This is a genomic window from Clostridium zeae, from assembly GCF_017312485.1.
GTDB classification, from domain to species: Bacteria; Bacillota; Clostridia; order Clostridiales; family Clostridiaceae; genus Clostridium_AR; species Clostridium_AR zeae.
This window is the reverse complement of sequence record NZ_BMBA01000004.1, coordinates 63,981-88,295: the sequence shown is the minus strand read 5'-3', so window position 1 is coordinate 88,295 and position 24,315 is coordinate 63,981. Positions and strand designations below refer to the sequence as shown.

The 24,315-nt window shown below is 29.4% G+C and carries 28 protein-coding genes, 1 pseudogene and 1 riboswitch; of the genes and pseudogenes, 23 read left to right on the top strand and 6 right to left on the bottom strand.

The window, feature by feature from the left end; all coding sequences use genetic code 11:
* Window positions 1-12: 12 nt before the first annotated feature.
* Together J3477_RS17600 and J3477_RS17595 are read left to right on the top strand one after the other, a co-directional pair.
* The gene (locus J3477_RS17600; RefSeq protein WP_206871251.1) at window positions 13-858 is read left to right on the top strand and encodes an energy-coupling factor ABC transporter ATP-binding protein; all 846 of its coding nucleotides are present in this window, start codon (window positions 13-15) and stop codon (window positions 856-858) included.
* A gap of 6 nt (window positions 859-864) precedes the next feature.
* A pseudogene (locus J3477_RS17595) lies at window positions 865-1,074 on the top strand (MFS transporter); the annotation flags it as partial.
* An 82-nt stretch (window positions 1,075-1,156) separates the two neighbouring features.
* On the opposite strand, the gene J3477_RS17590 reads toward J3477_RS17595, so the two are convergent.
* The gene (locus J3477_RS17590; protein WP_206871250.1) at window positions 1,157-1,996 is read right to left on the bottom strand and encodes a helix-turn-helix domain-containing protein; all 840 of its coding nucleotides are present in this window, start codon (window positions 1,994-1,996) and stop codon (window positions 1,157-1,159) included.
* Between the two features lie 146 nt (window positions 1,997-2,142).
* Here J3477_RS17590 and J3477_RS17585 point away from each other — a divergent pair, with 146 nt between their 5' ends.
* The 14 genes from J3477_RS17585 to J3477_RS17520 all read left to right on the top strand — a co-directional run bounded on the left by J3477_RS17585 (window position 2,143) and on the right by J3477_RS17520 (window position 16,331).
* Entirely contained in the window at window positions 2,143-3,183 is a 1,041-nt protein-coding gene (locus J3477_RS17585; RefSeq protein ID WP_206871249.1) for an FtsZ/tubulin family protein, read from the top strand.
* Window positions 3,184-3,652: 469 nt separating this feature from the next.
* Window positions 3,653-4,294 (top strand): response regulator transcription factor, encoded by a 642-nt coding sequence (locus J3477_RS17580; RefSeq protein WP_206871248.1) that lies wholly within the window; start codon window positions 3,653-3,655, stop codon window positions 4,292-4,294.
* A gap of 12 nt (window positions 4,295-4,306) precedes the next feature.
* Window positions 4,307-5,410, top strand: coding sequence for a sensor histidine kinase (locus J3477_RS17575; protein ID WP_206871247.1), 1,104 nt, complete (start codon window positions 4,307-4,309; stop codon window positions 5,408-5,410).
* Window positions 5,411-5,539: 129 nt separating this feature from the next.
* Window positions 5,540-6,475 carry an ABC transporter ATP-binding protein gene (locus J3477_RS17570; RefSeq protein WP_206871246.1) on the top strand — a complete coding sequence of 312 codons (936 nt, stop codon included), beginning with the start codon at window positions 5,540-5,542 and terminating at the stop codon, window positions 6,473-6,475.
* Window positions 6,476-6,492: 17 nt separating this feature from the next.
* Entirely contained in the window at window positions 6,493-7,629 is a 1,137-nt protein-coding gene (locus tag J3477_RS17565; RefSeq protein ID WP_206871245.1) for an ABC transporter permease, read from the top strand.
* A 1-nt stretch (window position 7,630) separates the two neighbouring features.
* The gene (locus J3477_RS17560) at window positions 7,631-8,776 is read left to right on the top strand and encodes an ABC transporter permease (protein WP_206871244.1); all 1,146 of its coding nucleotides are present in this window, start codon (window positions 7,631-7,633) and stop codon (window positions 8,774-8,776) included.
* Window positions 8,777-9,132: 356 nt separating this feature from the next.
* A complete protein-coding gene (locus tag J3477_RS17555) occupies window positions 9,133-10,077 on the top strand; it encodes an amidohydrolase family protein (RefSeq protein WP_206871243.1) in 945 nt (314 codons plus the stop codon).
* A gap of 115 nt (window positions 10,078-10,192) precedes the next feature.
* Window positions 10,193-10,858 (top strand): DUF3990 domain-containing protein, encoded by a 666-nt coding sequence (locus J3477_RS17550; protein WP_206871242.1) that lies wholly within the window; start codon window positions 10,193-10,195, stop codon window positions 10,856-10,858.
* A gap of 117 nt (window positions 10,859-10,975) precedes the next feature.
* Window positions 10,976-11,683, top strand: coding sequence for a cupin domain-containing protein (locus J3477_RS17545; RefSeq protein ID WP_206871241.1), 708 nt, complete (start codon window positions 10,976-10,978; stop codon window positions 11,681-11,683).
* 183 nt (window positions 11,684-11,866) lie between these two features.
* Window positions 11,867-11,978, top strand: a riboswitch (TPP riboswitch).
* Window positions 11,979-12,182: 204 nt separating this feature from the next.
* Complete coding sequence (gene thiM / locus J3477_RS17540) at window positions 12,183-13,019, top strand: hydroxyethylthiazole kinase (RefSeq protein WP_206871240.1); 837 nt, start codon at window positions 12,183-12,185, stop codon at window positions 13,017-13,019.
* The gene (gene thiE / locus J3477_RS17535; RefSeq protein ID WP_206871239.1) at window positions 13,009-13,629 is read left to right on the top strand and encodes a thiamine phosphate synthase; all 621 of its coding nucleotides are present in this window, start codon (window positions 13,009-13,011) and stop codon (window positions 13,627-13,629) included. Before thiM ends, thiE begins: the two co-directional genes overlap by 11 nt.
* A 408-nt stretch (window positions 13,630-14,037) precedes the next feature.
* Complete coding sequence (locus J3477_RS17530) at window positions 14,038-14,547, top strand: RNA polymerase sigma factor (protein WP_206871238.1); 510 nt, start codon at window positions 14,038-14,040, stop codon at window positions 14,545-14,547.
* Complete coding sequence (locus tag J3477_RS17525) at window positions 14,537-15,544, top strand: anti sigma factor C-terminal domain-containing protein (RefSeq protein ID WP_228731303.1); 1,008 nt, start codon at window positions 14,537-14,539, stop codon at window positions 15,542-15,544. Before J3477_RS17530 ends, J3477_RS17525 begins: the two co-directional genes overlap by 11 nt.
* A 13-nt stretch (window positions 15,545-15,557) precedes the next feature.
* The gene (locus J3477_RS17520; RefSeq protein ID WP_206871237.1) at window positions 15,558-16,331 is read left to right on the top strand and encodes a hypothetical protein; all 774 of its coding nucleotides are present in this window, start codon (window positions 15,558-15,560) and stop codon (window positions 16,329-16,331) included.
* Window positions 16,332-16,432: 101 nt separating this feature from the next.
* On the opposite strand, the gene J3477_RS17515 is transcribed toward J3477_RS17520, so the two are convergent.
* Window positions 16,433-16,972 carry a TetR/AcrR family transcriptional regulator gene (locus J3477_RS17515; protein WP_206871236.1) on the bottom strand — a complete coding sequence of 180 codons (540 nt, stop codon included), beginning with the start codon at window positions 16,970-16,972 and terminating at the stop codon, window positions 16,433-16,435.
* Between the two features lie 119 nt (window positions 16,973-17,091).
* Here J3477_RS17515 and J3477_RS17510 point away from each other — a divergent pair, with 119 nt between their 5' ends.
* Window positions 17,092-17,838 carry an EFR1 family ferrodoxin gene (locus J3477_RS17510; protein WP_206871235.1) on the top strand — a complete coding sequence of 249 codons (747 nt, stop codon included), beginning with the start codon at window positions 17,092-17,094 and terminating at the stop codon, window positions 17,836-17,838.
* A gap of 158 nt (window positions 17,839-17,996) precedes the next feature.
* Here the strand turns inward: J3477_RS17510 and J3477_RS17505 are convergent, their stop codons facing one another.
* The gene (locus J3477_RS17505) at window positions 17,997-18,395 is read right to left on the bottom strand and encodes a winged helix-turn-helix transcriptional regulator (protein ID WP_206871234.1); all 399 of its coding nucleotides are present in this window, start codon (window positions 18,393-18,395) and stop codon (window positions 17,997-17,999) included.
* Window positions 18,396-18,525: 130 nt separating this feature from the next.
* Between J3477_RS17505 and J3477_RS17500 the strand changes: the two genes are divergently transcribed.
* Both J3477_RS17500 and J3477_RS17495 read left to right on the top strand, forming a co-directional pair.
* On the top strand, window positions 18,526-18,927 hold the full coding sequence (locus J3477_RS17500) for a pyridoxamine 5'-phosphate oxidase family protein (RefSeq protein ID WP_206871233.1): 402 nt from the start codon (window positions 18,526-18,528) through the stop codon (window positions 18,925-18,927).
* Window positions 18,928-19,055: 128 nt separating this feature from the next.
* Window positions 19,056-19,568 (top strand): hypothetical protein, encoded by a 513-nt coding sequence (locus J3477_RS17495; protein WP_206871232.1) that lies wholly within the window; start codon window positions 19,056-19,058, stop codon window positions 19,566-19,568.
* Window positions 19,569-19,683: 115 nt separating this feature from the next.
* Here the strand turns inward: J3477_RS17495 and J3477_RS17490 are convergent, their stop codons facing one another.
* The gene (locus tag J3477_RS17490) at window positions 19,684-20,469 is read right to left on the bottom strand and encodes an FTR1 family protein (protein ID WP_206871231.1); all 786 of its coding nucleotides are present in this window, start codon (window positions 20,467-20,469) and stop codon (window positions 19,684-19,686) included.
* Between the two features lie 429 nt (window positions 20,470-20,898).
* Between J3477_RS17490 and J3477_RS17485 the strand changes: the two genes are divergently transcribed.
* Window positions 20,899-21,114 carry a hypothetical protein gene (locus J3477_RS17485; protein WP_206871230.1) on the top strand — a complete coding sequence of 72 codons (216 nt, stop codon included), beginning with the start codon at window positions 20,899-20,901 and terminating at the stop codon, window positions 21,112-21,114.
* Between the two features lie 62 nt (window positions 21,115-21,176).
* On the opposite strand, the gene J3477_RS17480 is transcribed toward J3477_RS17485, so the two are convergent.
* Both J3477_RS17480 and J3477_RS17475 read right to left on the bottom strand, forming a co-directional pair.
* Window positions 21,177-21,644, bottom strand: coding sequence for a CBO0543 family protein (locus J3477_RS17480; protein ID WP_206871229.1), 468 nt, complete (start codon window positions 21,642-21,644; stop codon window positions 21,177-21,179).
* Window positions 21,634-22,128: a CBO0543 family protein gene (locus tag J3477_RS17475; RefSeq protein ID WP_206871228.1), complete on the bottom strand. Its 495-nt coding sequence runs from the start codon at window positions 22,126-22,128 to the stop codon at window positions 21,634-21,636. Before J3477_RS17475 ends, J3477_RS17480 begins: the two co-directional genes overlap by 11 nt.
* A gap of 369 nt (window positions 22,129-22,497) precedes the next feature.
* Between J3477_RS17475 and J3477_RS17470 the strand changes: the two genes are divergently transcribed.
* From J3477_RS17470 to J3477_RS17460, 3 genes are all read left to right on the top strand, one after another.
* On the top strand, window positions 22,498-23,064 hold the full coding sequence (locus tag J3477_RS17470; protein ID WP_206871227.1) for a GNAT family N-acetyltransferase: 567 nt from the start codon (window positions 22,498-22,500) through the stop codon (window positions 23,062-23,064).
* Between the two features lie 44 nt (window positions 23,065-23,108).
* A complete protein-coding gene (locus J3477_RS17465) occupies window positions 23,109-23,384 on the top strand; it encodes a YciI family protein (RefSeq protein ID WP_206871226.1) in 276 nt (91 codons plus the stop codon).
* 145 nt (window positions 23,385-23,529) lie between these two features.
* Window positions 23,530-24,255: a FadR/GntR family transcriptional regulator gene (locus tag J3477_RS17460; protein WP_206871225.1), complete on the top strand. Its 726-nt coding sequence runs from the start codon at window positions 23,530-23,532 to the stop codon at window positions 24,253-24,255.
* The last annotated feature ends 60 nt before the right edge of the window (window positions 24,256-24,315 follow it).

The following is a 24,315-nucleotide window of genomic DNA, read 5'->3' as shown; positions in this document are numbered from 1 at the left end:
AGGGACTATATAGTGAATGAATACATACTTGAAACTGAAAATTTAAGCTTTAAATATCCAGATGGGACTAAAGCTTTGAATAATATAAACTTGAAAATAGAGAAAGGAAAGAAAATATCCTTTCTAGGTGTCAATGGTTCAGGTAAGTCCACCTTGTTTTTGAATTTTAATGGTGTATTAAAGCCTACAGAAGGAAAGTTAATATACAACAGAAAAGAGCTTAAATATAACAGGAATTCCTTAATGGAACTAAGAAAAAATGTAGGAATTGTTTTTCAAGATCCTGAAAATCAACTGTTCTCAGCTAATGTCTATCAAGAAGTTTCTTTTGGAGCTATGAACTTAAAACTTGATGCAGTAGAAGTGAAGAATAGGGTTGATAAAGCTCTAAAAAATGTTGGGATGTATGATTATAAGGATAAGGCTGTTCATTTTTTAAGTTATGGACAGAAAAAAAGAGTATCTATTGCAGATATACTTGTGATGGAACCAGAAATAATAGTTTTTGATGAACCTACTTCAAGTCTTGACCCTAAGCATTCAAAACAGATTGTGAAAATATTTAATGAATTAAATGAAAGAGGAATAACAGTTATTTTATCTACTCATGATGTGGAACTTGCATATTCTTGGGCAGACTATATTTTTGTGATGAAGGATGGAGAAATAGTCAAGGAAGGACATCCTACTGAGATCTTCTCAGATGATAGATTAATTGATGAATGTTATTTGGAAAAACCAATGATTTTTGAAATCTATCAAAATTTATGCAAAACAGGACAGGTGAAGTCTACTGAAGTCATACCTAGAAATAAGCAGGAACTTTATAAATTAATAAATTCTATTGGACAAGGATAACAATTTTTAGCGACAACACTTCTGTATAGTATGGTGAGTTCTAAAATTGGGCATAGAGTTACAGACTATGTAGTAGGAAGAAATGATGCCTTTATATATGGTATGAAAACTGTATATATAGCTGCAGGAATAATTAGTGTTATAGGAGCAATCTTAACCTTTTTAAGATTGACTATAAAAATAAGAAAAAATGGTTTAGTTAATTTACAAAATTAGCTCCTACTAAAGTAGGAGCTAATTTTAATTTTATCTAGTTTAGATATATTAAAAAATTATAGCTAAATTACTTCTTAAACTTTCATTTTGTCTTCATTGCTTGAAGTAATTTTCCTAAAAAACCGGTTTCATTATTAGTGCTCATTTCGATTTCATATTGAGTATAGTAGGCATCCTGCATCACTCTTTTGAAATCTTTTACTTCTTTTATTAAACTTTCATTACCATCCAAAGAGGACGTTGAGAATTTATCAAAGTTGCTTTGCAAATGGAGTTTTAGTTCGTTATTTTTAAGGTGAATCTTTTCAGAAATAACCTCTGAAATATTTGTCAGAAGCTTGTCATGTAACCCACTGTTAATTTCATTAAAATTATCGAATTTTGAGTCAAGATATTCCTCAAGCTCCGTTTGTAGAGTTTGTTTAAATTCATTAAGACTTTTACTTTGAGCCTCAATGATTGATGAAGTAATATTTTGAAGAATTAGTGAGTTTGCATTTTGTATATCTTTAATGAATTCAGTCTTAAAATTATCAAGTTGAATTTGTTGTTCTTTTTTAATTGATTTAATAAGATCTTCCACTGATAAGAGATTACTTTCTGAGTATTCAACCTCAGTATCATCTAATGGTAATTTATTATAGTAATCTTCGATTTCTTTAAGAGTCATACCTCTATTCTTAAGTTTTATGAGTAGCTCTAATTTGTCAACATCATTATTTGTATAGCGTAGTTCTTTATGAACTATTTCTATTTTAAGAAGATCATCAAATATATTTGTATAATATTTAATGTTACCAATATCCTCTTTTAATAAATCAGCAACTTGATCAATAGAATAGTATAATATTTCGCCTCTCTTTTTGTTTTGAATTCTATAATCAACTTTTTGAGAATCTATATATTTATCTTTATTATCCATAATCAATCCCCCCTTATTCTTTTCGAGCAAATCATAGGTGAGCTTAAGTGGAAAATATAATTATTTTAAAAAAAAATTTATATATATAATGTTGGGATGATTTTATCCGATAATATATGTATAGAACATATCAAGGGAGAGTTATTATGGAAAAAGGAAAAATGTTATTAGTGTCATTAGGACAAGGTGCCGGAAATATAGTTGATGGATTATTGAGCAGAAATTCTAGATATAATGGATTGTTTTTAAATAGTAGCTTGTTTGATGTTAAGCCATTAAAAAACGCTGATATGTCAAAGAATGTATATTTATATCCAGGAACTGATGGCTCAGGAAGAGATAGAAATAAGTCTAAAGAAATGATAAAGGATAATATTAATCCAATAGGAACATTGCTAAGCAAATATCCTTTAACAGAAGTAGTTGTAGTGTTTACAACAATGGCTGGAGGAACTGGTTCTGGTGCAATCAAGACCTTTATACAAATAGCGAAAAAAGTTTTACCAAATGCGAAAGTAAATGTAGTTGCAATATTACCGAGCTTAAAAGAAGATGAATTAGCATTTAAAAATACTATAGAATGTTGGAACGATATTAATAGTATAATGGATTTGATAAATGACGTTAAGTTTGTGGATAATAATAAGAGAAATACATATAAAGAAATAAATAATGAAGTTATTGAAAGCTTAGATTTATCATACAACATAATAGGAATTCATGCTGATGGAAGCATAGATAACAAAGATTCCTTTAGAATAAATACCGCAGAGGGATCAGGTTTAGTATTAAAACTATATGATGGTTTGAAGGATGCCAAAACAGCTGTTGATTTAGCTATACAAAACAGCGTATTTGTTCAACCAGATACCTATGACTGTGATTACCTAGGAATAAACCTGAAAATTGATGGATACGATCCATATGAAGTATCTAAGTTATTTGAAGTTTATAGAAGCACTTATATAACATACAATAACAAGAACAATATAGTAGTGCTTGGCGGCTGTGAAACTCCAACAGAATCAATAAAATTAATAAAGATGGCTTTAGAAGACAAGAATAAAAGAAAACTTTCAAGAAATAGAAAAAGAAGTGTTATCATTGATTTAAATACTGATACTAATGAAGATAAAGCAGATTTAGATGAACTTAATGATTTATTCGAAGATAATTATGGTTTTTAAACACGATTATAGGCCTTAAAAAGCGTGCTGAAATTAAGTGGTTAATCATCCGATGCTTTAATTAACCTATGCCTTGCATAACCACTTAATTTCAACAATAGTCTTAAAATATAATATCTATTTTTACTGAAAAAATTAAGAAGAATCCTCAGACTTTGGGGGTACTTCTTATTTTTATGGATTTTTTTTAACAGCATGCTTTAACTGCTTCATTTTTATTTATTCGTAATTAAGATTCAACTATAGATAATCTAGCTCCAATTGTAATCAAAATTTACATTAATAGTTAATATATTTATTAAATAGAACTGGGATATCTATAATATAGTTTGAGTTGAGTAAATTTAATAAGAAGTTATTCATCAATAAAATAATTTCTATAGTGTTTTTTGGAAAAGTAAAATATAATATATCGTATTAAATAGCTCATTTATAGAAACTTTATAAAAGCCTAAGGAAGGTATTTACGATGAAAATAAAAATAATTATAGCAGATGATAATTCCTTTATAAGAGAGGGAATGAAAATAATTTTAAGCACCTTTGAAGAATTTGAAATATTACAAACCTTAAATGATGGCAGAGAAGCTGTAGAGTATTGTATTAACAATGATGTAGATATAGCTATTTTAGATGTTAGAATGCCAGATATGAATGGGGTGGAAGCTACAAAGCTTATAGCTGAAAAGACAAAAACAAAGCCCTTAATATTAACAACCTTTGATGATGATGAATATATAGTTGATGCCATTAAGAATGGAGCAAAAGGATATTTGCTGAAAAATAATGATCCAGAGAAGATTAAAGATGCCTTAATAAGTGTATATAATGGAAATACCGTAATGCAAGAAGTAGTATTAGATAAGATAAAAGAGCATTTGAAGGAAAACAAGCGTGAAAAAGAATGCAAAATAGATAGAAGCTTGTTTACAGAAAGAGAATTAGATGTTATGAGCTTAATAGCTAAAGGTTATTCAAACAAAGAAATTTCAAAAACTCTTTTTATTTCAGAAGGAACAGTTGCTAATTACATTACTTCAATTTTAGGAAAGACTTCACTTGAACATAGAACCCAGATAGCTATATATTTTATAAAAGGCGATTTAGAATAAAGAGGAAGAATTATGGAAAACTCGATAATTATAAGCAAGTTAATAATTATTCTTTACACAATAATAGAATATATCAATTCTGGTATGGAAAACAAAGGGATAGTAGTTTTATGGCTCTTAATATACTGTGCGTTGAATAGTAGTATTTACATTCAAAAAAAACATAGAAATAAGAAGATATTTAATACACTTTCTATAGTATTAATTATTACAGGACTTTTTTTTGTTTATCCTATAACCATTCTTTTTTTACCTATTAACATATATGAAATAAGTGATTATTACTTAGAAAAAAAGATTTTAGAGCTAGTACTTGCGATGGTTCCAATACCTTTACTAGATAGAACTATAGCAGCGAATTATTTAATTATATTAGGACTTAGTTATGTTATTTTTATTATGGCAAAAAAATATTCTAATAGGTGTGCCTATTTAGAGAGCCAAGCAGATAAGCTGAGAATGGATATGCACAAATTAACAAAAAGCTTTAATGAAAACAAAGAATTTTTAAGGCAATCAGAATATACCTTTAAGTTAGAAGAGAGAAATAGACTGTCACAAGAAATTCATGATAAGATAGGGCATTCGATGACTGGAGCATTAATTCAGATGGAAGCAGCAAAATCTCTATTAGACATAGACAAAGAAAAGGCAAAAGAATTACTTACAAATTCAATAAATATTTCTAAAGAAGGTATAGAGGAAATAAGAATAACTTTGAAAAATATAAAACCTCCTAAAGAGCAGATGGGAATCAATAGGCTTAAGTTCGTAATAGATGAATTTATAGAAAAAAGCAGAATTAAAACAGCTTTTATTTATAAAGGTGATATTGATAAAATATCTTATATGCAATGGAAGATAATATTTGAAAATATATCAGAGGCCCTTACAAACTCAATGAAATATTCTGAGGCAACAAATATATTAGTAAATATTGAGGTTCTAAATAAATTTATTAAAGCGGAAGTTAAAGATAATGGTAAAGGAACTAAGCTTATAAAAAAAGGATTAGGGATTGTAGGTATGGAGGAGCGGACAGCCGCAGTAGATGGTAAAATAATTGTAGACGGAACTAATGGGTTTACAGTAACGACTCTATTACCTATAAAATAATGTGTAAAAATTCATGTATTGAATATGAATATTTTCATATGAAAAGGTGAACTTATTGACTAAATAGGTTTATCTTTTTTTTATATAATAAAAACATCAGTTGAAAAAAGTATATTTTGAGGTGATTTAATGAATGCATTAGAGATAAAAAATCTTACAAAGAAATATGGAGATTTTATTGCAGTAGATAATATGTCATTAACAGTAGAAGAAGGAGAGATATTTGGTTTTTTGGGCTCAAACGGAGCTGGTAAAAGCACAACAATAAATATGATTTCAGGACTTTTAAAAAGTAATGAAGGAAGTATCAACATACTTGGAAAGGATATAAAAAGAAATAGCAGATTTGCAAAGATGAATCTTGGGATAGTTCCTCAAGATATTGCTATATATGAAGATTTAACGGCATATGAAAATGTTAAGTTCTTTGCTGGGTTGTATGGTTTAAGGGGAGAGGCCCTTAAGAAAAGTTCAGAAGAAGCCTTAAAATTTGTTGGGCTAATGGATAAAAAGAAAGATTATCCTAAAAACTTTTCTGGTGGTATGAAGAGAAGACTAAATATAGCTTGCGCAATTGCTCATAAACCAAAACTTATAATAATGGATGAACCAACAGTTGGAATTGATCCACAGTCAAGAAACTATATACTTGAATCTGTTAAAGAACTAAATAGAATGGGGTGTACCATAATTTATACAAGCCACTATATGGAGGAAGTAGAAGAGATTTGTTCAAGAATAGCAATAATAGATCATGGAAAAATAATTGCAGATGGAACAAAAGAAGAGCTAAAGCTTATAGTTACAGATACAAGTGAACATTTGATTAAAGTAAGGTCAGTAGAAAGATTAGATGAAAATGAAATAAAAAAGATAAATGGAGTAAAAGCAGTAAAAATTGAAGAAGATTTAGTGACGATAAATTCTGAGGTAACAGTAAATAATTTAAATAAGATAATTCAATATTTTATAAATAGTGATATAGAGATAAAAAATATTGAAGCTAAGACAGCTAATTTAGAGACAGTGTTTTTAACATTAACAGGAAGAACCTTAAGAGACTAATTTAGGAGGAAGAAAGATTGAATATAGTAAGTATTGCTCTAAAGGAGCTTAAATCTACAATTAGAGACACAAGAACTCTTGTGTTTATGATGGCGTTTCCATTAGTACTTATTTTAGTGCTGGGTACAGCTCTTTCAGGTGTTTTTGGAAGTGATAAGTCAATTTCATTAGTTAAAATAAGTGTTATTTATAAAGATAATAGCAATAAGGAATTCTCTAAATATTTTGATGAATTTATAAAGCAAAGTGGTAAGGAAGGAATGAAGTTTGAGAAAGCAGACAATGAAGCTGAAGCAGTAACTGAAGTGGAAAAACGCAAATATCAAGCTTATATTGAAATAAATAATGAGGGTGTTAAATTATATGAAAATGATAGAGACTCTATTGAAGGAAGTATAATTGAAGGGATGTTAAAAGGCTTTATTGATAAGTATAAATTAGTTTCAGAGGTGGTTAAGGTTAAGCCAGAAGCCGTTGCTACAGTTATAAATGCTTCTAATATGAATAATTACATAAAAGAAACTTCATTAAATTCTAAAAAGGTTTCTAGTTCTATTGATTATTATGCTGTATCTATGACAACTATGATAGCTTTATATGGAGCTATATCTGCATGTTTTTTAATTAGAGGAGAAAGACTAAACAAGACAGCAAGTAGATTGATTTCAGCGCCATTAAAGAAAAGTGAAATATTAATAGGAAAAATTTTGGGAGGAATAGGAGCAAATTTTTTATGTGTTCTGTTGGTTGTAGTTGTAAGTAAGTTTGCATTTAAGGCTAACTGGGGAGACAACCTAGGGTTGATACTTTTGGTTCTTCTAACTGAAGTTATACTAGCTGTAAGTCTAGGACTAGGTGTTAGTTATTTAGCAAAAAAGCCAGAGACTCCTAGGACGGTTGTAATGCTCATAATTCAAGTAGCTTCTTTTGTTGGAGGTGCATATTTTCCAATTGATGATATAGATAACTATGGAGGAATATTGAAGCTTTTAGTAAAGCTTTCTCCTTTAAGCTGGAGTAACGAAGCGATTAATAAGGTTATTTATTCTGGAAATAATGCAGCTATTATACCAGCGGTAGTATTTAATATGACAGTTGCTTGCTTGTTTTTAATAATTGCAAGTGTGATATCAGGAAGAAGGGAGGCTCTTTAATATGAAGGATATATTGTGGTTAGTGAAAAATGGCTTAATGGTTACCTTTAGAAAAAAATCAAATATAATTTTATATATATTTGCACCTATGATAGGAATAATTATTTCTTTGGTTATATTCGGAGGAAATGGACAAAGTGGCTTAAGGGTAGGGATAGTAAACAATGATAACAATTATATAGCAAAAGATCTTATAGAATATATGCAAAAGCTCGGAAGCTTTAAGTTTAGTAATATAGATGAAGCCGAAATTAATGATAAAGTAGCCTCAGGGAAGTTAGACTGTGTTTTAATCATAAGAGACGGATTTTCCAAAGGCGTTTTAAATGGAAAGCCTGAAAAAATAGAAATAACCTCTATAAAAGGCGAGCAAGGAACTGCATATGTAAAGTCATATCTATATAACTATATAAACAATATTGTAGAAATAAGCAAAGTTTCAAAAGGAAATGATGAGATATTTAAAAATCTATATAATAATTATATAAACAATAAATTTAACTTGATAGTAAGCTCAGTAAAAGATAAATCTAAAAATAAAGACATGACATCTCAATCCATAGGATATTTGATAATGATAGTACTTATGTCTGCAGGAAATTTATCAGAGATAATACTTAAGGAAAAGCAAAATAAGACCTATTTTAGGATATCTACAGCTCCAATAAGTGCTAAAAAGTATATCGCTGCAAATGTGATATTGAATTTTATCATTATATCTATAGAAATGATTATAACTTTATTAGCTTTAACCAAAGTTTTTAAGATAGATATGGGAATACCATTTATGGAGGTATTGGCGTTACTTTTATTGTTTGGCTTTGTAGCAATTGGATTTTCTTTGCTAACTGTAGCTTTTGCAAAGAGTTTTGGGGGAGTTGGAGCGCTTCAAAATTTAATAGTTACTCCAACATGCTTACTTTCAGGATGCTTTATTCCAATAGAAGCTATGCCGAAATATCTTCAAAGAATTTCGGACTTCATGCCTCAAAAGTGGGTGTTAAGTGGACTTACAAGCCTACAAACAGGAAAGAAATTTACTTCTATCTACATGAATATATTAATAATAATTGCCTTTGCAGTAGTATTTTTCTTAATAGCAATTTATAGATTTTATAGTGATGAGGATATTAGAAATGTGGTTTGATAAAGATGTATCAGTTTGAACCGAAATCTATTTTTAAAACTCTCATGATTTCTGGGGAGAGAACTTAAAAATATGAATTTTATTGCTAAGTGGTGTATCCATAAAAGAGAGATAGATTCTATCTCTCTTTTTGTTATATTTTAATAAAAATAAAGCGCAAGCTGATTTAAGATATAAACAGTTTTAACTTGATAGACATATACTACGATTATAGAAAGTTTTAGTATTAAAGTTATTTGTATAGATGTACCACTTCAATCCGAAATCTACTTTTAAAGCTCTCACGGCTTCTGGTGAGAGAATTTAAAAATAATAAATTTTATTATGAAGTGGTACATCCATAATAAGAGGGCAACATGAAAGAGGAATTTATAAGGGCGCTTAAAAATAATGATTTAAATGTAATGAAAACAATACCTAAAAGTGATTTGCATAACCACAGTGCAAGAGGCGGTAATATAAAATACATCGAAGATTGGATTGGGAAAAGTATAGCGAGGCCTTCTGATAAGTTCAAGAATCTTCATGAAATGCAGCTGTGGAACAATAAAAATATAAATCCTTTGTTTAGGGGACTTTTAGGTTATGAAAAACGTATAGAAGCTGCTTTTGCACAGGCACAAAATGATGGAATTAAGGTTCTAAATATGAGTATAGATGCAGATGTTATTTTTCATTATGGATATCAGGTTGAAAAGTTAATAGATCAATTAGAAAGGTTACACCATAGTTTTGCTCCCAATGTTATTTTTATACCAGAGATTGGTTTTAAGACATCTACTCATATCGATATTATGTGTCTACTTTTAGAGTTAGCTTTATCAAAAAAATATTTTAAATCAATTGATGTTTATGGAAATGAACCCACTATACCAACTTTAAAAAAAGTTTACAGGCGAGCTAAAGAGAAAGGTTTGATTTTGAAAGCTCATGTCGGTGAGTTTGGAACTGCTGATTTAGTTAAAAAGGCTGTGGAAGAATTGGAACTTGATCAGGTTCAGCATGGAATTGCAGCTGCAAGCTCTAAAAGTGTAATGAAATGGCTAAATGATAACAAAATACAACTTAATGTATGTCCAACAAGCAATGTTTTACTTAGTAGAGTTGAGAAATATAATGTTCATCCCATTAGAAAACTATATGACAATGGTGTTAAAGTTACTATAAACACTGATGATATGCTAATTTTTAATAAAAGCGTGTCTGAAGAGTTTTTAAATCTTTATGATGCTGGAGTTTTTAATGCTGTGGAGCTAAATGAAATAAGATTAAATGGGTTGGCTGATTATCTTCATGTATAAGCAATAAAACAAGTCTTGTAAAAATATTATAGTGATCTAATTGAAAATTTGAATTATGGTTGTGACTAAATCAGGTTACAAATTAAATTTTAATAATATATTGAGGGAGGCTTATATGTATTTATATCATGGGTCGAATGTGGAGATAAGAAAAATTAATTATAAAGAATGCAGAAAAACAGCTGATTTTGGTAGAGGGTTTTACACTACAAATATAAAAGAACAAGCTATAATATGGGCTAAACGCAAGGCAATAGAGCAAATGGGAGCTAAATATAATCCAGATATAAAGGCTGTGGTTACTATTTTTGATTTTGATACTTCTGTATTTAAAGATCCTAAGGTTAAATGTAAGAATTTTCACGGTCCATCGATTCCTTGGATATTGTTTACTAAAAACAATCTACAACGTAATTATAATCTTAAAGGTAACCACAATCTTAATTTACAATATGATTTAGTTAGTGGATATGTAGGGTCGCCGGAATTATTTAGAGAATTGTCAAACTATGAGAATGGTTTGATAGATAGAAGTACCTTTACAGCTTCTTTAAAGGCTACAGAAAAAACTAATCAATATTCTTTCCATTCATCTCTAAGTGCAAAATATCTAAAATCACCGGTATATGAATATTTTGAAGTAACTAAAGGAGAATTTGATAATTTCCATAATGCGAGAAATTGTGTTGAATTATCATTTTTTGTCTATGATGAAAAAAATCAATTAAGTGAGAGGAAAATACTAATTAATTTGGCTAATATACTACAACCTATTAATTGATATTATTTAAAGATATAATGCAAGCTTTGATAAAAACTTTTTTTAAAGTGTATACATGCACATCTACAGAATTATAACATAATATGATTCTGTAAAATTATAAAAAGAAGGAATAACATGAACAACAATTATTGGAGTTACCCAAATCCTTATTATAATAATATGGCCATGTATAATCCATACAATATGTACTATGGTTATTACACCTATCCTAATACCTATCTCTATAACACACCAATGTATCATCATCAACACTACAATCAATATCAAAATCAATACCATAACCCATATCACAATCAGCAAAATAGAGATTTTGAGTCATATTATGTTCCTTTCAATGATGAAGAGGTATACGGATTTAGAGCTGATACACCACAACCAACAGCTATTGGCGGTGGAAGTAAAGTTACTCTAAAAGATTATGGGCCACAACCTTATACCGTTAATATTAATGAAGCTACAAAACAGAATAATACTTTTCGTACTGCTTTGTGGACAGGAAGACACCTTCAAGTTACCTTAATGAGTATTGGTATTGGAGATAGTATCGGACTTGAAATTCATCCTAATGTTGATCAGTTTTTAAGAATTGAACAAGGACAAGGGATTGTTAGGATGGGAAAGACTAAAGAGAAAATGGATTTTCAAGCAAATGTTGCAGATGAATTTGCAATCATGGTTCCAGCCGGCACATGGCATAATGTAATTAATACAGGAAATGTACCTCTTAAATTATATTCAATTTATGCACCTCCTCAACATCCACACGGTACTGTTCACGTGACAAAGGCCAATGCAGAAGCTGCTGAAGCAAAGAAACGTTAATTAGTAACTATAATTTTTAATGTTTGCATCATTTACTTGAAGGAAATATATTGATATGTTATTATGATTCTATAAAGCTAAATATGTACTTAGAGATATACTACCTTCATTAGAACTAAAGTTTTTAAGCATATGTTATTACTATATATACTTCGAAAATAATTTTCCTATTGAAGTAGTACATCCTTAACACAGGGGTGTTGGATTAGGCCAACTGAGATTAAGAACCGCAATTCTTTGACCCTAAAACCTGAACTGGGTAATGCCAGCGTAGGAAGTTGTTTATTTGAAATGTTAATTTAAGCACAAATCCTATGGATTTGTGCTTTTTTATTGTAAAGGAAAATATAAAATTTTTATTGCCGTTAAACATAGATATTTCAATTGGGCTAGAAGTTTTTTATGATTATACAGTAAAAAAATTAAACTTATTCGAATGACAAATCCTAGTTAAATAATTGTGAGATTTAATAATATTAACCTGGAGGTAGATTAACAAATGGAAATAAATAAAAAGGTTTCAGAAGCATTAAACAGTGTAAGGGAGAAAACTCCTTTAGTACATCATATAACAAACTATGTAACTGTAAATGATTGTGCTAATATAACTTTAGCAATAGGTGGATCACCAGTAATGGCTGACGATATCAACGAAGTACGTGACATGGTATCACTAGCTTCAGCTTTCGTTATAAATATTGGAACTTTAAATAGCAGAACTGTAGAGGCAATGGTTGAAGGCGGTAAAAAAGCTAACGAGTTAAATATTCCTGTTGTTTTAGATCCAGTTGGTGCTGGTGCAACAGCTTATAGAACAGAAGTTGCAAAGAGAATATTAGATGAAGTAAAGTTATCCGTTGTAAGAGGAAACCTTTCAGAAATAAAGACTTTATACGGAATAGAAACTCAAACTAAAGGAGTAGACTCAGGAGAAACTATAGACGAAAATGCTGATAAGTTTACAATAGCAAAAGAAGTGGCAAAAAACTTTGCAAAGAAGTTAAATACAGTAGTTGCTATAACAGGAGCAGTGGATATCATAACAGATGGAGATACACTATATACAGCTCATAATGGACATAAGATTATGGCTAAAATTACAGGTACAGGTTGTATGTGTACTTCACTAATTGGTTCATACCTAGGAGCAGCAGACAGTGCACTTATAGCAGCACTTGCAGGAATTACTTCTATGAGTATTGCAGGAGAAGTTGCGTACGAAAATCTAGATAAGAATAATGAAGGTACAGGCACATTAAAATCAAGAATAATAGATGGCATATACAATCTAAATGAAAATGTAATAGTTGAAAGAGGAAGAATAAATGAAGAGTAACATAGATTACAAGCTTTATCTTGTAACAGATAGAGGAATACTAAGTGGAAGAGATATAACTACAGCTGTAGAAGATGCAATAAAAGGTGGAGCCACTTTAGTTCAGCTTAGAGAAAAAGATATAAGTACTTTTGATTTTTATAAAGTTGCATTAAAAGTTAAGGCTGTTACTAGTAGTTACAATATTCCTCTTATAATAAATGATAGAATAGATATTGCACTGGCAGTTGATGCTGAAGGGATTCATGTAGGCCAAAGTGATATGCCTTGTGAAATAGTGAGAAAAATAGTTGGACAGGATAAGATTGTCGGTGTGTCTACCTCAACTGTTGAAGAAGCTAAAAAGGCAGAAAAAGATGGAGCTGATTACATAGGCGTTGGAGCTATATTTCCAACAATTTCAAAGGATGATGCAAAGTCAGTATCGATAGAATTACTTAAGGCAATAAAAGAAAGTGTATCCATTCCAGTAGTAGCTATTGGAGGTATTTCATCAAAAAATGTAGCCCTTTTAAAACCTGCGAACATCGAAGGAGTGGCAGTAATTTCCGACATTTTAGGTAAGGATGATATAACATTAGCTGCGAAAGAATTAAAAGAATTGATTTAACCTTGACTTGTATTTAAAAATATTTAAGAAGTGATGAGTGGCGGTTTAAGGAGAAGTGTACATAACTTTAATTAAATGGATTTATTTTCCAGGAAATAGTTAGTGCTACTTAAATTGATTAGAAGGATAATGAGGAAATATAAATTTTATTTCTTTATTATCCTTTTTTTAAGTAAAATAGTTGTATACATATTTGAACATAGAACGTCTTAGTAATAGATACCTAAATTAGAGACATAAGGTTCATTTGTAAAAAACTGAGTTTTATAAGATTATTGTTTCTATTTGGGTATATGTATTACTTAATGAAGCGCTTCATAACAAAGGAATTAAGATTATTACAATAGTTAGGCATAGTGATAAACTTAAACTTTACCAAAAATATTTACTTTATAGAGGGAGGACAGAATGAGCTATGGATTAATTAATGAGATGTTTGAGCAAAAAATGAAGCTCATTCATAAGTATTTGATAAAGCTTGGTTGCAGCCAAGATAATGCAGAAGATATAGTACAAGATACCTTCTATAAAGCACTAAAGTACATTGATGGAATACAAGCTGATAAGATGTCTTCATGGCTTTTTAAGGTTGCAATTAATAAATATTATGATTTGTGTAGGAAGAACAATAGGCATATTCATATGAGCATAGATGAAGATATCTTTAAGGAAAGCTTATCAGACAGCAAACTTGTTGAGGATTTTATTTTAGATTTAGAACAGAAGGAAGAGATTCTTAAAGTTTTAAATTCTATTAGTGATATTCATAAGAATCTATTGGTGTTTAAGTATGAAATGGGTTTATCTTATAAAGAAATCTCAGAGCTTTTGGATATAAATGAGAATACTGTTAAGACTTATTTGTCTAGAGCAAGAGAACAGTTCAAGAAGGTTTGGAGGGATAGATATGAAAAGTGATGATGAAAAATTAAAAGAGTTGTTTGGAGAAAAAGAAAAGCCTGTTTTTAGTAAAGTTATAAAAAAGGCTAAACTCTTTTCTGTATTAAGAACAATTATATTAAGTCTAATGATAGTAATTATATTAAGTTTTGTAGTACTGATATCTAACGCAAAAATTTTAAATAATATGGGAGGACAGAAGCAGATGGATTTAAGTACTTGGTATAATATAAGTATGCCAAATGCTTATATAGGGAATATTCAGTTTGATGATAGGATTTTTACAGGGGAAATAGATTTTGTAAGATATAGATTCTTAGGTAACAAACCTATAACAGATGGAAGTTATAAGGAGGGATATGGATTTCCTTTATTTAATGGAGTATACGGTGATTTAGGATTTACCTTGTTTGGTGGTAGTAATATAAATGAAATAACAAGTTATAACAAAGCTGGAAAGCGCATTATGAAATTTTATCATCCTTCTGTAAAATATGATAATTATATAAATAATTTAGATGTTATCGATAAGATTGGTGCGAATAAGCTAGCAGAGATGTCGTTATCTTTTGATAAAGCATATACCATAGACGAAGTAAGAGAAATGCTTCCTAAGGAAATTACTTTAAATTGGTATTGGGTAGATACTTATAATGAAAAGGATTTAAGTATGGCAGGTATGTCTGATAAAAATGAAAAGAGCAATAAAGATAGCGTAGTTTTTGAAGAAAACTATGTGTATGGAATAAAAGCTTTAGACTTACTAGGAAATAAGATTGATAATCCAGAAGAAATGTTCATTGGTGCAATTACTATGGGAAGTAAAGATAAAATGGTCGCGTCAATATATAAAAATATATTTAACAAATTGAGTCAAGGTAAAGGTGAGGTTAAAAAAGATGATCTAAAGATAATAGGTGTAGTTGTAAGTGGAGACACAGATTCCTTAAATAAGTTAAAAAATCAAAATTATATCAAAGCGGCTACATTAGGGGCTGTTGCAGATAAATATTAAAGGGGGGATATCGGTGAAAACATATTTTAAACTTGAACTGAAAAAAGCAATATTTTCGTGGAGAATTATGCTTTCGATACTAATAGTTCTAGCATCTTTAGCTATACCATTTTTGGAAGAGCTAAGGTTTCCTTATCCAGGTTTAGATGGAGTAGATTATTATATAAGAATATCACACTTTTCATATATAGGTTATATAGGACCTGTAGTAACAGCGTTAATTTATTCAACCTCAATAATCAGAGATAAAGATAGAGGTTTTATAAATAAGCTTATGGAAATTGTAGATCTAAAAACTTATTACAAGGTCAAACTAGCAGTTAATAGTTTAGTAACCTTTATGGTATATGCAATATGTCACGGAATAATGATAGTATGGCTTATTATAATGCATGGAGTAAAGGCACCATCAGCAGAAAGATTAAATAGTGGCGCATTTACAAGTCTTTATGACCATTCGAAGATACTATATATTGTTGTAATACTGCTAATAGTATCATTATCATCAGTAGCGTTCTCTACTCTCATCTTTGGGATTGCAACTGCTACTGAAAGTAAATTAGCAGCATATATAGTGCCTGTCTTTTATGTAATACTTACAGGTGTGTTTTTTTCAGCGTTATCATTAAATACTGTAATCAATTTTAATATAATATATCTCTTTAATTTGGTAATTGATAACCATACAGGATATAGTGTGATAATTTATGATCTAGTATTAGCTATAATAGGAGTAGCATTGTTATATAAATTTGGTTATAAGAAGACATTAAAGTTATATAATTAAGGTCAGATTGTTTCATAAATTGAATTAAATAACTAAAATATAATAAAAATAGTCTGTTGAAAGATATCAATCCTTAAAACAGACTATTTTGACGTTTTTTATTAATCATTTATAAACTCAGACACAATCTTAGCCATATCTTCATCGCTTTGCTTCATTCCTTCTTTGGTCCATGCTATTAACACATTAAATAGTCCGCCTGCCATGTACTCAATCCAAAACCTTTGTTTTTCTTCAGAATATTCTTTGTTGCAATCAACAGATTTTGATAATGCATGAAGGAACTCAATACACTTTTCTAGAAGCATGTTAATCAAATCGGATCGTATAAGATTAGAGATTAATTTTTCATGTTCTCTGAAATAAGAAAAATACAGACGCATATTTTCATAAAGATCTTCCTTTCCTCTATTTAGTATTTCATTAGAATAATTCATCAGAAGTTCGTCTATATACGTAGTAATTATATCCTCTTTAAAATTATAATTTCTATAAAAAGCCATCCTTGATACACCAGCTTTTGTGGTTATCTCGGTGATTGAAATATCTTTAAACTCTTTTTGCTCCATTAAAACCATAAGTGCAGTAAAAATACTTTCTTTCGTAAGTTGATTTTGAGCATCATTATATTTGTTTGCCATAAACATTATCCTCTCTTTTGTAACGTCTAGCTGTGATTCTATTGAAATGATATTTTACATACATTATACTGTATCTACTGAGATGTTACAAATGAAACATCTAAATAGAGGGGGATATTATGAAGATATTATATTTTACAGCAACAGGAAACAGTTTATATATAGCAAAGAGTTTTGGCGGGGAGTACTACTCAATACCTAAACTTATGAAAGAAAGTAACTTTAGCTTTGAAGATGAAAAAATAGGAATTGTATTTCCTAGTTATAATAACGGAGTTCCGAAGCTTGTTGAAGAATTTTTGAATAAAGCAAAGCTTAAAAGTAAATATATATTTGGTATAGTAACCTATGGAATGTATGCTGGAGCAACTACAAGACATCTTTTAGAAATAGGAGAGAGAAATGATATTAAGTTTTCTTATGTTAATGAAATAGTTATGGTAGATAATTTTCTTCCAGGTTTTGATATGGATAAACAGTTAGAGAAATTACCTAAGAAGAAAATAGAAGAAAATCTAATTTCAATAGTGAAAGATATTAAAGCAAGTAAAATTTATATAAAGAAGCATTCTTTCATTTCTAGCGGTTTTAGAGTATTAGGTGAAAAATTCTTTTCTCATGATAATTTTCAAGAAAACTTTATTGTAGAAAATAATTGTAATGGCTGCAAAACCTGCGAGAAGGTATGTCCTGTAAATAACATAAAGGTAGATAAAAAGCCAACCTTTATGAGCAACTGTCAGAGTTGTTTAGCTTGTACTCAGAATTGTCCTCAAAATGCGATAAGGCTTAAAAATGAGAAGAGCAGAACTAGATTTAAAAATGAAAATATAACTTTGAAGGAAATAATAGAGGCTAATAATTAGTTTATAGTATTTGTTATTATAATATCTCTAAAACAACGCATTAATTTCAATAATAATATTAAACATGGTCAAATAGTAAATGCTTAGAATTGATTGGTTCTAAGCATTTATCTATTGCCGTGAAGTTAAAAAAATCAATTAACCTTAATGCTAGATTGTTATAATTGATCTGTCTTAAGCATTTCGTGGCATTTGTTGCATGGAAAATCATTTTCTAGGCATACTTCAATGTTGCAGGAAGAGGTTTTCTTTATATATCCAACACCCCATTCCATAATTTGAGACATTACTGGGATGAAACTTACTCCAATTTCGGTTAAAGAATATTCAACCTTTGGAGGTACCTCTCTATATACTTCTCTATTTACAAGTCCATCATGCTCTAGTTCTCTTAACTGTTGAGTGAGAACTCCACGTGAAATAGACGGCATTAGTCTTTGAAGTTCATTGAATCGACGAGTTTTATTATGAAGAATCCACAAAATTGATAATTTCCATTTTCCCATTAATACATTTTGAGTAACATTTACAGGACAAAGATGCGAAGAATTATCCATAAAAATCCTATCCTTTCACAATAGTCACATTAACATGACTATGTAATATTAAAGTGCCTACTTGTATGATGCTTAATAGCACCTTATTATTATACTTATAATAAATAATCAAATCAACGAGGTAATAAAAATGGAAGAATTATTGAAGCTTTTAAAAGAAAATCCCAACGGAGTTCTCGCTACAGTAGATAACGGAAAGCCTAGAGTTAGACCTTTCGGTTTTATAATGGAGGAAGAAGGAAAGTTTTATTTTTGCACAAATAATTTGAAAGAAGTTTATAAACAATTAATGAAAGTACCGTATATTGAATATTCTGTTACAACAAAGGATATGGTAACCCTTAGAATAAGTGGAGAGATAAGTTTCTGTGATGACTTAATAATCAAAGATAAAGTTCTTAATGTACACGAACCTGTAAAACTTGGTTATAAATCTGCAGATAATCCTATATTCAAGGTGTTTTATATGGAGCATGGAACTGCAACAATATCAGATTTCTCAGGGAAATTACCTAAGAAGATAGAATTTTAATAAATAGGTAAGCAAAAAGGATTAAATGTATTTATTATAAAAAATTATTATTTATATTATAAATAGTGAACTTTCCAATAACCTTTTACGTCTATTAAATAGAGTATAAAGAGGGAAGGGAAACGTTTATGAAAATAAGAAATGTAAAATTGCTTTTATTAATGGGAGTACTTCTACTAACGATTATAATATTATTTAATTTAGTAACTTATAATAGTAGTAATATGATAACCAGCAAGTCACCGGATAAGTTTCTGAGTATTAAAGATGTAAAAGTGGCAAAGATATTAGAAAGACATTTAGGGCCAAGTCAATTTAGTTATTTTTATTTTGATTTAACTAAAGATGACCAAAAAGAAACGGTCACAAACCTTCTTAAATGGTTAAATGAAAGCAGTAACAGTATGAAGAAGACTGGTAAAAGAGAGATTGGTGGGTATGGAGGTTATACACCAACAGTTTTAATTTTAGAATTTATAAACGGAATCACTTACTATATTTGTACCGATTCATCTAACCTAATAGTAAATGGTTATTATAAAGACAGCTCACTTTTAATAGAGAAATGTCCTCGAATAGTACAGTTCATTGATACTGACTGGGAGCGTATAAAGTTAAACATGATAAAGAATATAGGATAAATATATAAAAACAGTTATTTAATTTTTATTAATCTGCACTTATAAAGTATACATTAAAAAATCCCGTACGTATAACTTTTTAACTTTGGTTAAAAGCTTATGTACGGGATAAATTTTATTTGATTTTATTAGAATTCAAATATTTTTTCAAATCACTCTTTACCATTAGGAAATAGCTAGGTATTGCATAAAGCAATATACCTATTATGAAAATCTGTGGTACATAACTGCTGAATAATACCTCTAATCCATCGCCGAAGTAGTAGGCGCCAAGTCCAACTAAAAATAGATTTAGTATATAAAATACTACATTTATATTTAGCTTAGAGAAACCTTTAGCTACTACATAAACGATTAAGGCTGCGCACAGTAAACCCAAAAGAGCCGATCCAACAACTAGTAAAGGAGAATCTGCAGAACTAGTTAGAATAAACAATACTGATTCTAAAAATTCTCTGAAAAATGTTATTGCCGCAACGATGAAAACACCTTTCTTACTTAAAGAAATAAACCGTTGATCTGGAGTAGTAGTTAATGATTTGTTTTTTCTTAAAAGAACTACACTGTATAATACTAATACTGCTAATATTATACCTAGTATACCGTCAAATAATTCTCCAGCAGGGCCTTCTAATAAGGCAGCTTGTGAGAATATTATTGATCCCAGTATGGTTGCTAAAATAGCTCCAATAGCTCCCCCTTGATATACACTTTTACTCATTTCATACATCTTGTTTTTGTTAAAGTAAATTGCCAACGGGATTATAACCAAGAAGATTTCAATCCCTTCTCTTAAGCATATTAAAAATGGTGCAAGCATGGCTTTCCACCTCCTACTTGCTAAGTTTAGTTTATATATATAATGTAATATATGCTGAAAGAGAATAAATTGTTTCAACATTTATATACAAAAATTAACATGTAAATTTGTAAAATTTTTATCATTTTGCAATGGATTTAACTTACAAAGAACTAATTCTGCACGTTAAAATTGTGAGAAATTTGAGGGGGACTATTCTTATATTTTAGAATAAAATTTATTGAAGGTATGATATAATTTCATATATTGTTATTTAATAGAAATATATCTATATTAGCATCGGGATGCTCCAGTTCGGATTGATTCTACATTAAGGCGATGAGTTTAAAATAGTGAATGTAGCCTTTATAAAGATGAAACACTTCAATCTGAAATATATTATCAAAACTCCTCAGGTTTCTGAGAGGAGAATTTGAAAATATAAATTTAATTATGAATTGGCTCATATATAGAAAGTCAGATATGTAAAATTTCGTAGATAAAAATAATGAGATTGGGGAAGCAAAAATTATGATAATTACATGGATATGTACATTCATAGGGTTAATTATATCAATTATTGCAATTATTAATATAAGAAAAATATATAAGCAGCTAAGTATAATGAGAGATGATGAATTGCTTCCAGAAAATCTTAGAATTAAAAGCGTGAGGAGTTTAATACTTGGGAGTATTGGAATTTCCTTAACTTCAATTTCTGAACTTATAAGAATGTTTTTAAGATAAAGGTGTTTGAAGGTAAAGGGTAGAACTTTCAAAGTCTAAATTGTTTCTATGGGATCGTGGTGTTACTCGTTAACTTCATTAAAGTACCATCTTGTAGTTACTCTTGAAATCCAAAACACCATAATGATGCTGATATATGTCCAATATATTTGCCATCCAGTGTACTTTAAAATTAATGTGTATTTTTCCACCAGATACTCTACTACTGAAAATGCTAAAGTTATTCCTAAATAGTACAACACTTTTATAACTCTTGTGGAGTGTTCTGGAAAATGTACATTAAAATGAATACACATTATTGGCATCACAAGGTACTCAAAAAAGAAACTTGTACGATTTGCACTACTTAACTCTCTGTAAGGGTATTCGATTAATCCTAATTCTACGACGGTAAGTCCTAAGACCCATGTCAATAACTGTACAGATATGAAGATGAATTGGGCATGAAAGAATCTGGTCTTTGGGACAAATAATAAAGATATAATCGAAATCATTGGTACAGAAAATAATATTATGGATTCAAGTCTCATCCTTCTCTACTCCTTTCTGAGATGTATTTTTAAAGAACCAATCAAGATATTTTCTCAGTATAAAATATGTAATAAGAATTAATAGCCAGGTGTAATACCAATGCCAACTTTTGTATTTAATCAGATTTGTATATTTATTTTCGCAAAGCTCAATTAATGTAGGTATCATTGAAATAAATAAGGTATATAAACATCTATAAATTACATTTAAGTTTATTGGAAAGTGTGTATAATAAATGGCGAAAATTATTGGATTCATTATATATCCATTTAAGAATGAACTACTTACAGCCTTAGGAAAAAGTCTCACTGGATATGCAATTCTATTAAGTTGAGTAAACAAAAGTCCCATTGGCCAGGTAAAGGTTTGAGCTAATAAAGTGGCAAAAAATGCCTTCTTAATATCTTTTTTGCGTATAAATATTAAAACAGACAGTATTGAGCCTCCAATAATAAGAAAAAACATTATATTGTCTATTCTCATAAGTAAACACATCCTTTTATAGCTATAAAGATATGTTGCATATTAATTATAAAAATATACGATATTCACACAATTATAGAAATTGCAGTCTATTAATTTATAAACAATTAAAGAAATTTTGTGAAATGATGTTTTGTTATATGATGGAAAATAAATGTGCTATTTTTGTAATTAATTGTAAGGTGTATGCTATAATCTTGATATCTATCTATTTTGAAAAAATTTAAGTTTTTGTGGGAACAAGTCGCAAGTATATTGAGGAATTAAAGAATAGATAATTAGTTTATTTTATATCGAAAGATTACGACATACTTATGTCATATTTGATATGTTATTCTAGTTTTATAACCAAGTTTTAGGAGGGATTTTATGAATTATATTATTAAACCGTTAAGTTTTGAATTAGCTGATACTTTTATTAATTATCTAGGGGCACTTGATTTTAATTATGCTCCACACTGGGCAACTTGTTTTTGTACTTATTATTATAATAATTGTCCTTCAGAGCAATGGATGAAGAGAACCGGAGAAGAAAATCGTATATATGCTTTAGAGAAAATAAAAGATGGCACTATGAAGGGATATTTGGCTTTTGATAATGACAAGTGCATTGGATGGTGTAATGCTAACGATGTGCATAAGTTCATAAGAATAGAAAAAGATTTAGAACATATTGTAGAAGATAATAAGGTTGGATCTATTATATGCTTTGTGATTCACCCTGAATACAGAGGACAAGGTATTGCAAGACTTTTATTGAAAAGGGCAGTTGATGATTTTAAAGAACAAGGATTTGATGCAGTGATAACTGTTCCAGTTGAAAGTAAGGAAACGCCTGAAAAACAATATAGAGGCACATTAAATATGTATAAAGAGCTTGGGTTTGAGGAAGTGGAAAAAGACGGAAGTACCAGTGTGATGTGGCTTAAATTGTAACATAGATAGTAAAAAAATTATAGAAGAAATGGAGGTAATAGCAAATGACCTATGTTTATTTAATGAAAAATGAGAAACCTCTTAATAGTGATATAATAACTAAACATGTTGAATATTTAAAAAAGTTAAAAAGTGAAGAGAGACTATTATTATGCGGACCATTCACTGATTATCCTGGTGGCATGGTTGTATTCTCAGCGGAAGGTATTGAAGAGGCTATAAGTATTGCAAAAACAGATCCTTTAATTTCATCAGGATGCAAATCCTTTGAAATTAGGACTATTGAGCTTGCAAATGAAGAAAATAATTATCTGATTTGATATAAAAAGGTTCATACTAATAATGAACCTTTTTACTTTTCTATAACAATAAATTAAGTGCTTTAACAGTGCTAGTATTTAGTGATATAATCATGATTGATAAATAAAAAATAGTAGTTATTAACATAAACATCTAGGAGGAAATATGGCAGATAGTAAAGACTTGAGTAATAGTTCAAATACATCATCAAAGTCTTTAGGAGAACAAACATCCGAAAGAATTGTTGAATTAATTATAAATAATGATTGGCAGATTGGAGATAAACTACCCAATGAGTATGAGCTTGCTGATATGCTCAGTGTAGGTAGAAGTACCATTAGAGAAGCTATAAAAGCTTTAGTTTCAAGGAATGTATTAGAGATTCGAAGAGGTGCTGGAACCTTTATTTCACAAAAGAGTGGTGTAGCTGATGATCCGCTTGGCTTAACTTTTGTAAAAGATAAATTTAAGTTATCTTTAGACTTATTGGAAGTAAGGTTTATGATAGAACCTTCTATTGCATCCATTGCAGCAGTAAAAGCTACAGATGAAGAGATAGAACGAATGTCTCTTTTGTGTGATGAAATAGAAGAGCTTATAATGAAAAATGAACCGTACTTAGATTTAGATGTAGAGTTCCATACTGCAATAGCTAAAAGTAGTAAGAATCAAGTAATAGGAAATCTTATTCCTATTATAAATAAATCGATTATGATGTCCATTGATGTAACTAATCAAAAGATACGAAATGAGACTATTGAGACTCATAGAGAGGTTTTAAATGCAATTAAAGCTCATGATTCTAACGATGCACATGATGCTATGCTATTACATTTAGTATATAATCGCAGAAACATTAGAAATATCATTGAAAAACAGAAAAATGAATAATTAAAATGCTAGAAAAGACATATGATTTTTAATAAGATCATATGTCTTTTTATATTGAAT

What these genes read in the sequence shown, in the direction of transcription:
- J3477_RS17515 (WP_206871236.1), bottom strand. Translation starts at nt 16,972, where the DNA reads ATGGCAAACAAATATAATGATGCTCAAAATCAACTTACGAAAGAAAGT.
- J3477_RS17555 (WP_206871243.1), top strand. Translation starts at nt 9,133, where the DNA reads ATGAAAGAGGAATTTATAAGGGCGCTTAAAAATAATGATTTAAATGTA.
- J3477_RS17545 (WP_206871241.1), top strand. Translation starts at nt 10,976, where the DNA reads ATGAACAACAATTATTGGAGTTACCCAAATCCTTATTATAATAATATG.
- J3477_RS17475 (WP_206871228.1), bottom strand. Translation starts at nt 22,128, where the DNA reads ATGAGAATAGACAATATAATGTTTTTTCTTATTATTGGAGGCTCAATA.
- J3477_RS17570 (WP_206871246.1), top strand. Translation starts at nt 5,540, where the DNA reads ATGAATGCATTAGAGATAAAAAATCTTACAAAGAAATATGGAGATTTT.
- thiE (WP_206871239.1), top strand. Translation starts at nt 13,009, where the DNA reads ATGAAGAGTAACATAGATTACAAGCTTTATCTTGTAACAGATAGAGGA.
- J3477_RS17575 (WP_206871247.1), top strand. Translation starts at nt 4,307, where the DNA reads ATGGAAAACTCGATAATTATAAGCAAGTTAATAATTATTCTTTACACA.
- J3477_RS17470 (WP_206871227.1), top strand. Translation starts at nt 22,498, where the DNA reads ATGAATTATATTATTAAACCGTTAAGTTTTGAATTAGCTGATACTTTT.
- J3477_RS17525 (WP_228731303.1), top strand. Translation starts at nt 14,537, where the DNA reads ATGAAAAGTGATGATGAAAAATTAAAAGAGTTGTTTGGAGAAAAAGAA.
- J3477_RS17490 (WP_206871231.1), bottom strand. Translation starts at nt 20,469, where the DNA reads ATGTTGAAACAATTTATTCTCTTTCAGCATATATTACATTATATATAT.
- J3477_RS17485 (WP_206871230.1), top strand. Translation starts at nt 20,899, where the DNA reads ATGATAATTACATGGATATGTACATTCATAGGGTTAATTATATCAATT.
- thiM (WP_206871240.1), top strand. Translation starts at nt 12,183, where the DNA reads ATGGAAATAAATAAAAAGGTTTCAGAAGCATTAAACAGTGTAAGGGAG.
- J3477_RS17505 (WP_206871234.1), bottom strand. Translation starts at nt 18,395, where the DNA reads ATGGATAATTCTTCGCATCTTTGTCCTGTAAATGTTACTCAAAATGTA.
- J3477_RS17550 (WP_206871242.1), top strand. Translation starts at nt 10,193, where the DNA reads ATGTATTTATATCATGGGTCGAATGTGGAGATAAGAAAAATTAATTAT.
- J3477_RS17495 (WP_206871232.1), top strand. Translation starts at nt 19,056, where the DNA reads ATGAAAATAAGAAATGTAAAATTGCTTTTATTAATGGGAGTACTTCTA.
- J3477_RS17580 (WP_206871248.1), top strand. Translation starts at nt 3,653, where the DNA reads ATGAAAATAAAAATAATTATAGCAGATGATAATTCCTTTATAAGAGAG.
- J3477_RS17480 (WP_206871229.1), bottom strand. Translation starts at nt 21,644, where the DNA reads ATGAGACTTGAATCCATAATATTATTTTCTGTACCAATGATTTCGATT.
- J3477_RS17590 (WP_206871250.1), bottom strand. Translation starts at nt 1,996, where the DNA reads ATGGATAATAAAGATAAATATATAGATTCTCAAAAAGTTGATTATAGA.
- J3477_RS17500 (WP_206871233.1), top strand. Translation starts at nt 18,526, where the DNA reads ATGGAAGAATTATTGAAGCTTTTAAAAGAAAATCCCAACGGAGTTCTC.
- J3477_RS17560 (WP_206871244.1), top strand. Translation starts at nt 7,631, where the DNA reads ATGAAGGATATATTGTGGTTAGTGAAAAATGGCTTAATGGTTACCTTT.
- J3477_RS17585 (WP_206871249.1), top strand. Translation starts at nt 2,143, where the DNA reads ATGGAAAAAGGAAAAATGTTATTAGTGTCATTAGGACAAGGTGCCGGA.
- J3477_RS17460 (WP_206871225.1), top strand. Translation starts at nt 23,530, where the DNA reads ATGGCAGATAGTAAAGACTTGAGTAATAGTTCAAATACATCATCAAAG.
- J3477_RS17530 (WP_206871238.1), top strand. Translation starts at nt 14,038, where the DNA reads ATGAGCTATGGATTAATTAATGAGATGTTTGAGCAAAAAATGAAGCTC.
- J3477_RS17510 (WP_206871235.1), top strand. Translation starts at nt 17,092, where the DNA reads ATGAAGATATTATATTTTACAGCAACAGGAAACAGTTTATATATAGCA.
- J3477_RS17465 (WP_206871226.1), top strand. Translation starts at nt 23,109, where the DNA reads ATGACCTATGTTTATTTAATGAAAAATGAGAAACCTCTTAATAGTGAT.